This is a genomic window from uncultured Arcobacter sp. (assembly GCF_937982575.1).
GTDB lineage: Bacteria > Campylobacterota > Campylobacteria > Campylobacterales > Arcobacteraceae > Arcobacter.
On record NZ_CALJLR010000005.1, the window covers coordinates 185,584 to 199,215 of the forward strand.

17 protein-coding genes are annotated in these 13,632 nt (G+C 28.2%); 3 read left to right on the forward strand and 14 right to left on the reverse strand.

The annotated features are described in order from the left end of the window. Positions 1-23: 23 nt before the first annotated feature. From Q0617_RS04495 to Q0617_RS04510, 4 genes are all read right to left on the reverse strand, one after another. Entirely contained in the window at positions 24-503 is a 480-nt protein-coding gene (locus Q0617_RS04495) for a phospholipase D-like domain-containing protein (protein WP_298750944.1), read from the reverse strand. After that, entirely contained in the window at positions 496-864 is a 369-nt protein-coding gene (locus Q0617_RS04500) for a YbgC/FadM family acyl-CoA thioesterase (RefSeq protein ID WP_298750945.1), read from the reverse strand. The genes Q0617_RS04495 and Q0617_RS04500 overlap by 8 nt, the downstream gene beginning before the upstream one ends. A 63-nt stretch (positions 865-927) precedes the next feature. Further along, a complete protein-coding gene (locus Q0617_RS04505; protein ID WP_298750947.1) occupies positions 928-1,407 on the reverse strand; it encodes a hypothetical protein in 480 nt (159 codons plus the stop codon). A 7-nt stretch (positions 1,408-1,414) separates the two neighbouring features. Next, entirely contained in the window at positions 1,415-1,561 is a 147-nt protein-coding gene (locus Q0617_RS04510) for a hypothetical protein (protein WP_298750951.1), read from the reverse strand. 250 nt (positions 1,562-1,811) lie between these two features. Here Q0617_RS04510 and Q0617_RS04515 point away from each other — a divergent pair, with 250 nt between their 5' ends. Both Q0617_RS04515 and Q0617_RS04520 read left to right on the forward strand, forming a co-directional pair. Next, the gene (locus Q0617_RS04515; RefSeq protein WP_298750952.1) at positions 1,812-3,497 is read left to right on the forward strand and encodes a protein adenylyltransferase SelO family protein; all 1,686 of its coding nucleotides are present in this window, start codon (positions 1,812-1,814) and stop codon (positions 3,495-3,497) included. A gap of 77 nt (positions 3,498-3,574) precedes the next feature. Further along, positions 3,575-3,964, forward strand: coding sequence for a hypothetical protein (locus Q0617_RS04520; protein WP_298750953.1), 390 nt, complete (start codon positions 3,575-3,577; stop codon positions 3,962-3,964). Here Q0617_RS04520 and Q0617_RS04525 read toward each other — a convergent pair. From Q0617_RS04525 to Q0617_RS04545, 5 genes are all read right to left on the reverse strand, one after another. Beyond that, positions 3,961-4,164: a hypothetical protein gene (locus tag Q0617_RS04525; protein ID WP_298750955.1), complete on the reverse strand. Its 204-nt coding sequence runs from the start codon at positions 4,162-4,164 to the stop codon at positions 3,961-3,963. The two genes, Q0617_RS04520 and Q0617_RS04525, sit on opposite strands and share 4 nt — an antisense overlap. Before the next feature lie 10 nt (positions 4,165-4,174). Further along, a complete protein-coding gene (locus Q0617_RS04530; RefSeq protein WP_298750956.1) occupies positions 4,175-4,378 on the reverse strand; it encodes a hypothetical protein in 204 nt (67 codons plus the stop codon). Between the two features lie 73 nt (positions 4,379-4,451). Further along, on the reverse strand, positions 4,452-6,992 hold the full coding sequence (locus tag Q0617_RS04535; RefSeq protein ID WP_298750957.1) for a methyl-accepting chemotaxis protein: 2,541 nt from the start codon (positions 6,990-6,992) through the stop codon (positions 4,452-4,454). 68 nt (positions 6,993-7,060) lie between these two features. Then, the gene (locus Q0617_RS04540; RefSeq protein ID WP_298750959.1) at positions 7,061-8,080 is read right to left on the reverse strand and encodes an aldo/keto reductase; all 1,020 of its coding nucleotides are present in this window, start codon (positions 8,078-8,080) and stop codon (positions 7,061-7,063) included. A 49-nt stretch (positions 8,081-8,129) separates the two neighbouring features. Then, a complete protein-coding gene (locus Q0617_RS04545; RefSeq protein WP_298750961.1) occupies positions 8,130-9,101 on the reverse strand; it encodes an SLAC1 anion channel family protein in 972 nt (323 codons plus the stop codon). Between the two features lie 34 nt (positions 9,102-9,135). Between Q0617_RS04545 and Q0617_RS04550 the strand changes: the two genes are divergently transcribed. Continuing rightward, positions 9,136-9,345, forward strand: a complete 210-nt coding sequence (locus tag Q0617_RS04550; RefSeq protein WP_298750964.1) for a hypothetical protein — start codon at positions 9,136-9,138, stop codon at positions 9,343-9,345. 55 nt (positions 9,346-9,400) lie between these two features. Here the strand turns inward: Q0617_RS04550 and Q0617_RS04555 are convergent, their stop codons facing one another. The 5 genes from Q0617_RS04555 to Q0617_RS04575 are packed head-to-tail and all read right to left on the reverse strand — an operon-like array spanning position 9,401 to position 13,629. Continuing rightward, a complete protein-coding gene (locus Q0617_RS04555; RefSeq protein ID WP_298750966.1) occupies positions 9,401-10,141 on the reverse strand; it encodes an adenosylcobinamide-GDP ribazoletransferase in 741 nt (246 codons plus the stop codon). Beyond that, positions 10,134-11,528 carry a cobyric acid synthase gene (locus Q0617_RS04560; protein ID WP_298750968.1) on the reverse strand — a complete coding sequence of 465 codons (1,395 nt, stop codon included), beginning with the start codon at positions 11,526-11,528 and terminating at the stop codon, positions 10,134-10,136. Before Q0617_RS04560 ends, Q0617_RS04555 begins: the two co-directional genes overlap by 8 nt. Positions 11,529-11,545: 17 nt before the next feature. Beyond that, entirely contained in the window at positions 11,546-12,535 is a 990-nt protein-coding gene (locus Q0617_RS04565) for a hypothetical protein (RefSeq protein WP_298750970.1), read from the reverse strand. Further along, positions 12,536-13,030, reverse strand: coding sequence for a bifunctional adenosylcobinamide kinase/adenosylcobinamide-phosphate guanylyltransferase (locus tag Q0617_RS04570; protein WP_298750971.1), 495 nt, complete (start codon positions 13,028-13,030; stop codon positions 12,536-12,538). It lies immediately after the preceding gene. Further along, positions 13,030-13,629, reverse strand: coding sequence for a MarC family protein (locus Q0617_RS04575; RefSeq protein ID WP_298750972.1), 600 nt, complete (start codon positions 13,627-13,629; stop codon positions 13,030-13,032). The genes Q0617_RS04570 and Q0617_RS04575 overlap by 1 nt, the downstream gene beginning before the upstream one ends. Positions 13,630-13,632 lie beyond the last annotated feature (3 nt).

Consider the following 13,632-nt stretch of genomic DNA (forward strand, 5'->3'; position numbering starts at 1 on the left):
TAGTAGTAAAAATTTTATAGTAATTAATAATTTTTTTCCAAGCTCAAAAATATATCTTTTATTTTTTCAATTTCATTTTTTTCTGAGGTCATAAAAATAAGTTCATAGTTATCACTAAAAGACTCTTTTGTCCAGTTCGCTGTTCCAAAAACTGCAAGCTTCTTATCAAACAATGCAAGCTTTAAATGGTTTTTTTTGTCTAAAATCTTGTATTCAATACCACTTTTCTTAAAAAGTTTATTGATTTTATCACTTTTCTTAACTTTAGCTTTATCTAGATATAAGTTTATAATTACACCTCTTTTTGATGCTTTAGTTAAGCTTTTTATAAGCTTTTTATATGATAAATTATACATGGCAAGGTCTATAGAACTGTTTGCATTATCTATTAAAGATATGATTTTATCCCTTGATTTCTTTGCCTCTTTTGGTAAAAAATAAATTTCACTACTAGGATATACAGAGCTAAAAAAGAGTAAAAAGACTAATAAAATCTTAATCATTTTTAAAGACCTCAAACATATCATTTGGTATTTTTGATGGCTTACCATTTTTTAAAAAAGCCACTTTTACTTTCATAGAAAAAAGTACTTTTTCACCTTTTAATATATCTTGTTTTAAAACTAATGATGCTGATTTTTTTTCAATAAGTGTAGTTTCTATAAAAAGTTCATCTCCAAAAACAGCTGGACTTATATAGTCTGCTTCAAGTGATTTTACTACAAAAAACTCATCAGTTTTATGTGGAGATAATCCCTTTTGAAAAAACAACTCGCTTCTAGCTCTTTCACAAAAGTTTAAATAATTGGAGTGATAAACAACTCCACCACAATCTGTATCTTCATAATATACTCTGATTCTCAAGATAATATCCCTTATTTTGGTATTTATAGATTTTTTAAAATGTTAGATTCTCCAAAAACATGACTAAATTGAGATGAACATCCAACCATTTTTATTAAGTTTACTAAAGTTTAATTCTTGATAAATTTCTCTTAAATCATCATTATCAGGTAAAAGTACAATATACTTTAATCCTACCTTTTCTTGAATCTCTTTAGCAATTGAAATTGATAATTCAATTAAATATTCTGATGCTTTAACATCGTCTAATTCTTCAATAACTCTACCACGATAATTTTTATCGACAAGTAAAAAGTCAATTTGAAGTGAGGGAAACTCTTCAATAGCTGTTACAGACAAAGAAACTAGTCCTATTTCTTTATCATCAATACACAGTACGTATAAAACAGATTTAGATTTTTCAACTCTTTTACAAATGTCCTCAATAAAGAGTTTTTCCCTATTCTTTTGTTCAAATGAATCTGAAAGTTCTATTGATGAAATTATTTTTTGAGATAATAGATAAGGATAGTCTTGATTATGGTGTTTTTTTATCTTAACCAAATTAATTCTATACTATGTTATATTTTCGTGATGTAGCTTTTTGAATAAGTTTTTCATTAATAGGAGTACTAATTAATTTCTTTCTATCTTCTACAGAAAGCTTTTTAGGAGGAACAATAGTAATAACTTTGTTGTTTTTTATTGCTAACGCCATTTATAAACCTTTTAATTTATTGTGAATTATATCACAAATTGAATATTTTTCCAACTTTGTCTATTTTTCTATGTCTAATTTCTTCATCTTCTTTTATAAATTTTGCATATACTTTCAAGGTTACTGTTACTATTTTAAAGGACTGGTTAATGTTATTTATTAGCTAAAATTAAATTTTAATTTAGTATCGATATTTGATATTTTTTTTAACTGCTTATGATACTATTGAAAAAAATGAATAAGAAGAAATATGAAAAATACAAATAATATTAAAAATAAAAAAATCAATACCCTTGAAGAGCTTGGAAAACTAGCTGATTACTCTTTTACCAATACTCTTGTTTGCGACCCTATGGCAAATAAAGATGGACAAAATTTTCATCCCAGAGAGGTTTACAACGGACATTATGTACCTGTGATTCCTACTCCTATAGAAAATCCCAAATATATTACCCATAGTAAAACTTTTTTTGAAGAACTGGGACTAGATGATTCTTTAGCACAATCTGATGATTTTATGAAGATGTTTAGTGGAGATACCTCTAGTGTTCCAAAACCATTACATAGTATTGGGTGGGCATGTGGATATGCTCTTTCAATTTATGGCACAGAATATTACCAACAATGTCCATTTCAAACGGGAAATGGCTATGGTGATGGTCGAGCTATATCTATACTTGAAGCTGTAATAAATGGCAAGCGTTGGGAAATGCAACTAAAAGGTGGTGGAAAAACGCCATATTGTCGTGGTGCAGATGGTCGTGCAGTTTTAAGATCTAGTATTAGAGAGTTTTTAGCCCAAGAACATATGTATGCACTAGGTATACCAACATCTCGTTCTTTGAGTTTATATACTTCAGAGAGTGAAACAGTAACTCGTCCCTGGTTTACACAAGGTTCTTACTCTAAAGACCCAGAAGTTATGATAGAAGAAGCTGTTGCTATATCTACTAGAGTTGCGCCATCATTTATTAGAGTTGGTCAGTTAGAGCTTTTTGCTAGACGTGCTAGAATAGATGAACATTCAAAAGCAAAAGATGAGCTAGAACAAATTGTACTGCATGCCATAAATAGAGAATACAAAGAACAAATAGACAATAACTTACATCTTGAAGAAAAAATTCTTTTATTTGCAAGCTTGTTTCGTGAACGTCTAACTTCTTTGGTAGCAAACTGGATAAGAGTAGGATATTGTCAAGGTAATTTCAATAGTGATAATACTGCTGTTGGAGGATTTACTTTAGATTATGGTCCATTTGGGTTTATTGATTTATTTGATCCCTCTTATCAACCATGGACTGGTGGAGGAAGACACTTCTCATTTTTTAATCAACCTGAGGCAGCCCGAAAAAACTTCAATATGTTTTGTAGTGCTTTAATGCCATTACTTGAGTCACACCCAAATGCTTTAGAAGAGTTGGCTACCATTAGAAATGATTTTGCAAAAGTTGTGGAAGAAAAGATACAAGATATGTGGGCTTCTAAACTTGGATTGAGTAAATTTGATGAAAACTTATTCAACTCTCTTATGTCACTTATGATTGAAACAACAGTAGACTATACGATGTTTTTCCGAGAACTATCATCTATTCCAGAAGATATTTCCAAACTAGAAAAAAGTTTTTATAAGGAATTAAAAGATGAAAACATCAAGAAAAAATGGACACAGTGGCTTAAGTCTTGGAATTTAAAGGTTAATGCAACTTCAAAAGAAATGAAGGCTATAAATCCCAAATATACTTTAAGAGAGTGGTTTTTAGTACCAGCTTATGAACAAGCTAAAAATGGTGATTATACTTTGATACATGAGTTACAAAATATAATGATAAACCCATATGATGAACAATCTAGTGATATAGAAAAAAAATACTACAGAAAAAAACCATTAGAGCTTTTTGATATAGCAGGAGTTTCCCATGTTAGTTGTTCATCTTGATTTTTTCTATTTATATAATTAAAACCTAAGTATGTTAAAATAAATATTTAAAACTATATATATTTCAAGGTGTTTATGTGTCAATTTTTGCTTTACAATCTTTAGCTGGTGGTTTTCTAGATGAAGATTTAGAACATTTTAATAAAAATTTTGATGATTGGTGTATTCAATTCGAAGAGTATGAAGACGCCATGGACATAATGCAAACCCTTGAGAATCAAGAAGGTATAGATATAGTTGAGATAACACCATTGAGTTATCCAAAGTATTTTTTCAGATCTTTACAAGGTACCATCTATACAACACGCCAAATTGAAGATAAAATTATTTGTGTTGTAGAGCCACATATGGGTTCTAGTTTTAAAATTGCTGTATGTGATTTAAAAACAAAAAAAGTAAGACTATCAAAAACTTCTTACAAAAACATTCCAAGTGTTGAAAGCGCTTTTGCTAATTTTGGAGATTAATTTAAATTCAACTTTTTTATAAGTTCGGGCATAATATTCGCTATCTCATGAAATTTGTACTCTAAACTCTCCACTACTGCATTATATAGTTTATGATTTTTGTATTTATCATGCCATTTTGTTTCTTTATTTTCATAAAAATTATAGTATTCATATCTTAGTTTATATGCTTCTTTTAAAACTAATTTTTCTTTATTCAAGTTTGGTCTTCTATTTAGCTATCGTGATAGTGTTATCTTTTTCTATTATATAATTAATTTCATTTTTTTCTAATATTTTTAAAATTTCTTTTAGTTCTTCTAGTAGAGAGTCATTATTTACATCAAAATAATTTCTTATTTGGAAACAATGCTTTGTATAATTATATTTATAAATGTTGCAGTCGAGTAAAAGTAATATTTTTTCATCAAGCATGGAGAACTCCTTTTTTAGTCTGATTATATTTTAATAGAAAAAAAAGGAGAAATCAATAACTTTAGTCAAGAATTTAGCTATTTTTACACTTTTCTACTCTTATTATATTAAGAGCTTCAAAAACGATATCAATATTTTTTTCTATTGCCTCTGTAACTTCAAAGATTTCTTCATTTGAGGCACTTGAAGCATATAAATCAACTGTTTGTTGAACTAAACCATGAACCTCTTTGTGTGCTTCTTTTAAATGGCTCCATTCATTTGTTCTTGACATATCTGAATCTTCATTCTCATCAATCCATTTACCTAAATTACACTCATGGTGCGTTTTAACTGTAAAGTTATGACCTTTTTTACACTCACAAAAATTTGTATTTTTAAAGGTTAAATGGTCTGACTTTAATTTATTTACATCAAATATTAAATTTTCATCACATATTCTATTACTTGCACTCTTATCAAAACTTGTTCTGTTTACTGCATTTTGTAATTGAGAAGCAAGGTTTGATGTAAGTGATGACATTTCATTGATAGATGAAGCTAAAGATGCATTTTGTTGAGTAGCTTGGTCTAAAGAGTTTACCGTATCACTTATTTGAATCATAGCTTGTTCTTGTTCTTTTGATGCACTATTAACATCTTCAATAAGTCCAATTGTTGCAGTGATATTTTCATTTAGCTGATTATATCCTGTAATCATTTGATTTGATATCTCTTTACTCTCCCCTGCTTTTTGTGTTGCATCTTCTACTAAAGCTTTTATCTCTTTAGCTGCTTCTGCAGATCTTGAAGCTAAGTTTCTAACCTCTTGAGCAACTACGGCAAAGCCTTTTCCTGCTTCTCCAGCTGTCGCAGCTTCAACTGCTGCATTAAGTGAAAGAATATTTGTTTGGAAAGCTATTTGGTCAATAATTGAAATAGATTCATTAATAGCACTTACTTTTGAACTTAACTCTTCCATTGCACCAGCTGTTTTAAAGGCAAGTTGTTTACCATTCTCATTTGATTCACTTACATTTTTTGCATAAGAAGACATCTTTGTTGCTGTTTCACTACTACTTTGAATAGTTGATGATATCTCTTGTATAGCAGCCGCTGTCTCTTCAAGTGATGCAGCCTGTGTATTTGAAGAACTACTTAGTTTTTTTGATGCACCTGCTAGTTCAAATGCACTTGTAGTTAACTTATTATTTGCATTGTCTATTAAGCACAGAACTTCATTGATTGTTGATTGAGTAACTTTTATTCCACTAAAAATAGATGCAACAATACCAGTAACTTTTATATCAGGAAGCTTTGTATCATATTTAGCATTTGAAAGACTAATTAAAACATCTGAAAGCATTAATAAGTTTGTCTGAAAAACACCAATCATAGAATTTACTTCATTTACAAGTTGATTTACAGACTCAGAGTGACCTTTTTTAGTTACTCTATCGTTTAATAAGCCCTTATTAACTTTTTCTATTATTAATTTTGTCTCTTCAATTACTTCTATATCTTGTTTGTTACCTTTATCTAACTCTGCTAAATAACTATTAAAACTATTTACAACATCGCCAATTTCATCATTTGAATTTACTTCAATCTTTGTTGATTCTGTTGAGTTGTTATTAACTAAGTTGTCAATTGAGTTTTTTAGATTTTTTATTGGAGAAAGAACTGTATGTTTTAAGTTAAATAGACTTCCTAACATTGTTAGTAATAAAGAAATCAATAATAATACTAAAGCTTGCCAAATAATATCCGAAGCTTCATGAATAGAAACATTTACAACTTCATATTTTCTACCTACTAATCCAAAACCTAAAGTTTTATTTTCAAAATCTTTTATAGCAGTTGTTGTATAAAAGTACTTTGCAGTTTGAATATGACCCTCAGATACAAGTTTTTTAAGATCTATATTTTTAGCATCTTCAAAAAAGTCTTTATTTAAAAACTTTTGAGAGACAACATAGCCATTTAGTTTTTCTAGTTTTGAAGTATCTGCAATAGCTACTTTAGGATCCATCAATAAAATAAAAGCATCACCATTTTTATCAAACTCTTTTGCTACTGAATTAATACCTTGCATAAACTCTAAAGAACCTACATGCTCGTTATTAGCAAATACTGGTACAACTGAACGAATACTTAGTCCAGCCCTTCCTACTTCAAAAGTATTTACAACTTTTTGTTCTTTATTTACTTGAACAACACTATTCCTAAATGAAGACAAATCATCACCATGTTTATCCAGTTTCCAAGACCTTACAAATGATTTGTTATCTTTTGTATGTAAATGAATCTTTATATTTTTAAAAGGCGTTGATTCTTTCATTTTTTTAGATAATGTTGATAAAGCATTAATAGCCATATCTCTATTATTATCTAAAAGAGAGTTTTGAATCATTGAATCATTTGCAATAGATATTGCATTTGAAATACCAACATCAAGTTTTCCATTGATTTTTGTTTCAGAAGTTTGTTGTAGTTCTTCTTTTGTTTTACTCACAACTTCATTGACAATACTATTTTTCTTATTATTTAAAATAAAAAAACTAATAGCTAGCATAATAACTGTCAATGCTATTATCATAATAGAAAACTTTTTTGAAATCGTAAAATTACTCATACTTATTTACCTCTAAGAATATATTTTGGATTATTATACCTTCTTAAGAATAAATATAACTTATAATATTATCCCATTGGATATAAAATATCCTTTTGAATTTGTTTGATTTCTTCCAAGATTTCATTACTTAATCTTATATCTATTGCATCTAAAGAAGCATCTAACTGAGTCAAAATTCTAGCACCAATAATAGTAGAAGCGACAAAGTCATGCTGTTTTGACCAAGCAACAGCAAGTGTAACTGGGCTCATATCATACTTTTTAGCTAACTTCATATATCTAGCTGTAGCTTCCATTGTTTTGTCATTGACAAACCTATTAGCCATAGCTTGAACTCTTTTACTTTTGTTTTGTATATAAGAACTAAATCTAGCATCTTCTGGGTAAAATCCAGCATTATATTTTCCACTTAAAACTCCACCTGCTATGGGAGAGTATGGCAATAGTGAGATTTCTTCATTTTTACAAACAATACTAAGTTCATCTAAAAACCTTGGATTTAGAAGTGAAAAATTATTTTGGATAGATTCAAATCTAGCTAGTTTATTATATTTTGAAACTTCATTTGCTTTTGATAAACCATAAGCACTATCATTTGAAGTTCCTATGTATCTTACTTTTCCTTCTTTAACTAACTCATCAAAGGCTTTTAAACTCTCTTCAATAGGTACTATAGTATCTGGCCAATGCATTTGATAAAGGTCGATATAATCAGTTTGAAGTCTTTTTAAACTCCCCTCAACTGCTCTTTTAATATGAAAAGAATCAATTGCTGTCAAGCCATGACGGGTGGGAGGGACAAACCATCCAGAAGCTGCACCTGCAACTTTAGTAGCAAGAATTATTGACTCTCTTGGTTTTGTTTTTAGCCACTCTCCTACTATCTCTTCTGTTAGTCCACCTAAGTTTGCAGTTGGGGGTACGGGATAAATCTCTGCTGTATCATAGAAGTTAATACCTCTTTCATAAGCTTTATCCATGATTTTGAAAGCTTCTTCTTTTGAAGTAGTTGTCCCAAAAGTCATAGTTCCCAAACAAATATCAGTTACTCTTAGTCCTGTTTTTCCTATATATTTATAATTCATAGTAATACCTTTTAATATTTATAGGTTTATTATATTACCATTAGAATTACTATTCCATTATACATATCTCTTTTTTTACAATATGTTTCAAGGTATTATATGCAACTAGACCTACTACAACAGTCACACAAATAATAAAAAAATATGACAAATAAAAATAAATAAGCTCTTTAGTTATAGAGTAAACTAATAGTGTAGCTAAAGCCATAGAAGCCAAAGGAAATGTAAATGCCCACCATGATATAAAAAATTTTATTTTTAAGAAATTTTTATACATAAAAAAGAGCAGGAAGATAAAAAACAACCCTAGATTATATAAAATCATGGCAAAGATATCAAAATTAGTAGTCAACTTATAATAAGCCAAAAGTCCCACAGTAGGAGGAGCTATAAGTATAAAAAGTGTTGGTATAAACTTTTGTGCAAATTGATCATGAAAGATAATTCTATTTAATATAATTGAAAACATAATTATCCAAAAAAAGATTCCAATAGAGAAAAAATAGATAAGTACATTATTACTTAAAAAATCAATTCCACCAACTGGAATTATAAGATTTCCTACAATTGGAATAAACCAAGCGGGGTTGGAGTGTTGTATGTTTAAAGGCTTATTTATCCAAAAACTAAGAGTATAAAATGTAAAAAATAGATGTAATACTGTTCCTATTGTAAATAAGCTAAGTGAAACTTGAATATTTATAGGTTTAAATAGCATAGAAACAAGAATAAAAGATATAGATATAGCTGCAAAAAAGTTTATTCTTATGGGGTGAGAAAACTCTTCTTTTACTTCGTCATGGTATTTCATCATTTTTCTAAAGTAGGTAATTAAAATTATAAAAAAAATAATAATAGTAAAATATGAAAGTACTTCATAAAATATTTCATATATTCCTAATACTTCATGAGCTTTTCCATAAACTAAACTAAGTCCTGCTAAGCCCATAACAATAGCAAACATCATCACAGGAAAAAACTTCAACCTATTTGGAACTGACTTTATTCTTTCATTACCCATTTTTTGATACTCTTCTTTTGTAAAAGGATTATAAATGGCAAAGAAAAAAGAGATAGTAGATTTTAGAAATAAAAATATAACTTATACTCTTGAGGGAATAAAATATAAAGTACTATTTTTAAATAAAGCTAATATGAATGTGGAATTATCTTGTTTTGAGAAGGAGAAATTCACACAAAATAAAACCCTACCCTTTGCTCATCTACCAAAAGCTATCAAATCTTTAGTCAAACCAAATAACTAAATTAATTATAATCTTTGATTTATTAAAACATCATAAAAAGAAACATAAGATTTACTTATATCACAAGAATTAAAATTACCAACAAAATCTCTAATGATTCAAGAACTGTACCTAGTGCATCACCATTTAAAAAGCCAACATTTTTCTTTATAAATAGTGCAATAAAATATGAAAAAATAAAAGCAAATATCACAAGAGTAATAGCTTTTAAGCCAATAAGAAAAATATTTAATAAAGTAAAAATAATAAGCGCACTAAAAAAGATATTTGTACTAAGTGATTCTTTTAATTGGTTTACAAAAGTTGATTTAAATTCAAAGTTTTTAATCACAAACAGAAGCATCAATCTACTTATGATAATAATTGAAATAAACTCTAAAAGATAATCATTTAAAAATAGATATACAATAGCTGCGATTTTAAGAGTAAAAAAAGCAAAAGCATATAAAACACCCATAGCCCCAATTGTCGGCTCTTTTATCACTTCATAGGCATCTTTCCCACTATGTTTTGCATATATCGCATCAACTACGTCTATGATAGCTTCTGTATGGATAAAACCATAAAGAATCATATAAAATACAGCACAAATAAGCGCCCCAAACCAAGATAGATCATCTAAAAAATAATATAAACTAAGAGTAATAACCCCAAGTATCAAACCAAGTAAAGGAAGTGAAAAAAGCATAAAAGATAGAATCTCTTTTTTCGATAAGTCATCTTTTTCTTTAAATCTTACGGGAAGTATTGTAAAGTAGCTAAGAGCAAATTTAAACCCTAAAATAAAATTATTCATTTATATTTTCCAATATTTTATTTACATCCAGTCTTTCTTTCATATTAGAAATAAAGCTATCTATTGTCTTTTTTTTGTATGCTTTAAAATCAAACTCTTTGTACTCACTATTTATTGCTTTAAATAGTTTTGTTCTGATATTGTCATTATCAAAAATAGCATGGATGAAAGTACCTTTAATATTCTCTGTTTCATATGATATTTGATGTTTTTTAGAAACTCCATGATGTATCTCAAATCCTTCAATCTCACATTCAAAGATATTATAAGTAGCTTTTTTAAGAACTTTATCTTTTTCAAAAACTATTGTCTCATCTATAAAACCAAATCCCTCTTCCACACATGCTATACTATTTTCTAAGGCAAATTTGTCATCAAGTGAATTAAACATCATCTCATAACCACCACAAAGCCCTAAAATAGTTTTTTCATACTCTTTTACTCTTTTGAACAAACCATTTGATTTAAGCCACTGCAGGTCTTTTATCACTAGTTTGGAACCAGGCAAGATTATCAGGTCAAACTTATCAAGTGAGATATTGTTTTCTATAAACTCTAAGTTTATATTACTATCAGCAATCAAAGGCTCAAAATCGTTGTAATTACTCATATAAGGATATGAAATAACCCCTACTCTTATAACGCTATCTTTTGAGTTTTGGGCATAGTTTTTCAAACTTTGAGAATCTTCAAATCCTAGATTAAAAGGTATATAAGGAAGTACTCCAAGAACTGGTATCTTAAAATCATTTTCTATGATTTTTATACCCTCATCAAAAAGACTCAAATCCCCACGAAACTTATTTACAATCACACCAATAACGTTTTTTTGTAACTCTTTTGGAAGAAGATTATAAACTCCATAAATAGAAGCAAAAACTCCGCCCTTCTCTATGTCTGCTACAAGTATGATTTTTGTATTGTATTTGGTGGCAATGTAAATATTTGATAAGTCTTTATCCATAAGATTAAGTTCCACAGGACTTCCAGCTCCCTCACAAACAAGACAATCATACCTTTCATCAAGATAAGAAAAACATCTATCAACAGCAGGTTTTAGTAGGTCCAAATCTTTATAATAAGTAAGCACATCTTTGCTAGCTAATACTTGCCCCTCAACTATTACAGAAGCATTACTTCCCCGACCTGATTTTAATAACACAGGATTTAGATGATAAGAAGTAGGCACGCCCAAAACCTGAGCTTGAAAATACTGAGCAACAGCAATCTCACTTCCATCATCACAAACATAAGCATTGTTTGATACATTTTGAGCTTTAAAAGGAGCAACATTTACTCCTAAATCTTGTAAAATCTTAGCTATTACAAAGGTAATAGTAGATTTTCCAGCATCGCTTGAAGTTCCGAAGATAGAGATATTATTCATATTTTTCCTTAAATAATCTATTCATCAACTGTTAAGTTTTCACAAAAGCTATCTCTGAAATTTACAAACTCTGTAATTAATTTAATTCTATCTTCTTTCTTTCTTTCAAATTTTCTGCTTCTTAAAGAAGAAGTTTTTAATAAACTAATTGTTCTTCTAGGATAATAAATATTTTCATCAATTTGTGTTTTATCTTTCTCTACGCAAATTTTCTCTTTTATTTCATGTGATATTTCAGAATTTAAAATATCAATAATTTGTTCTCTTGGATAATAATATATATATCCATTAACATTTCCTAATACAAAAACTATTTCATTTTTACTTTTTTTATCAATATGCACTTCTTCAATATAAGGTTTTTTATACTCTAGTATATAAGAATCTAAAATCTCTGAGAAAATGTTATTATTATGAAAATGTTTATTTGAATTTGAAGTTTTATACCTTATTTGATAAATACTTTCCATAGTAATAGAAAAAAATAAAATAGTAGTGACACCTATTAATGCATATTTAATATAAATTTTATTTTTTTCAAAATTTAAAAGCATATGCACAATAAAAATTAAACATGAAATGAAAATAAGAATATCAAATATATTATCAGACAATTCTAAACTAAATAAACCTTGAAAAGGAATTATAATAATAAAAAATAAAAAATAAATTCCATACATTGAAAATATATTCTTTTTTATAATGAGTCCATTGATTGTTGTAAATAAAGCATAAAGAATCAAAAAAACTAACAATAAAAAACCAATTACTTCTCTAAAGAAAAAACTTTCTGAAGAAATAATAATATTTTTTATTTCTATTAATTCTAATGGTATTCCATATAAAACTAAACGATTCAATAATAATATATATGATATACCAATAAAAATAAATATTATTCTAAAATAAATTTTAATCTCAAATTTATCTATTTTACTAGGTAAATATTTTAAATAGAATAATGATATGTGAATATACTCCATTATAAAACTTAAAAAAAATTTCATCTACTTAATCCTTTGGGCTAACCCAAGTTTTACTTCATATACTTCATCACAAATACTTGCTAACTTTTGTCCAATGATTCCGCTCATATCCACATACTTACGACTAACTTTTTCAAAAGGTATAACTCCACTACTTACATCATTTAGTACAAAAACTATATTTGCATCTTTTTTTGATAGTTTTTCTATCTCAAATAAGAGTTCATCTTCACTTTTTTCAAGCCCATTTAAAAGCCACATAGAGATACAATCTATCAAATATGTATTTCCATCTTTGATAACTTTTGATAACCCAAATTTTTCTTCGATAGTTTCAAATTTTTCACTTCTTTGGTTTTGATGTTGTAAAACTCTTTTTTGCATCTCTTCATCGCCATAGCTATTGTCATATGTAGCTATATAGTATGGCTTTTTATTATTTGATAGTTCTATTGTTTTTGCTTCTGCAAGTCTACTTTTACCTGATTTTTGTCCACCGTAGTATAATATCTTCATCATAGCCCTAAAAAGTTTTTGATACCAGTAAATACAATCTGTGCTGCAAGTGCTGATAGGAATAGACCTGTAATTTTTGAGATTACAAGAAGTCCTTGTTTACCAATAATACTCTCAATAATACTTGAAGAATAAAGCATAATACCTATTACTAATACAGCACTTATCAATGCTAAACATCCCATAATCATGGATGATGTACTATCAAACGTCGCACCCATGACTAGTAAGATACCAATTGTTCCTGGTCCTATTGTAACAGGAATTGCTAAAGGTACAACTGCTAGTTGTGAGATATCCTTATCTCCAACTTTTCCAGTATCTTTATTTCCTTTTATTAACTCAACTGCTGATAAAAACAGTAATGCTCCAGCACCTATTCTAAAAGCATCAAGAGTTATACCAAAAACTGCAAATATATGTTTACCAAAAAAAAGCAAAACTAAACTCATAATCACAACAGATATTGTAACTTTTATAGCTAAGGCTTTTTTCTCTTTTGCTGTTGCATCATGGGTTACTGTTAAAAAAACTGACAATACAAAAAATGGTGTCATGATAAAAAACATTTTTAAAAATGTTGCTATAAAAATATCCATAAC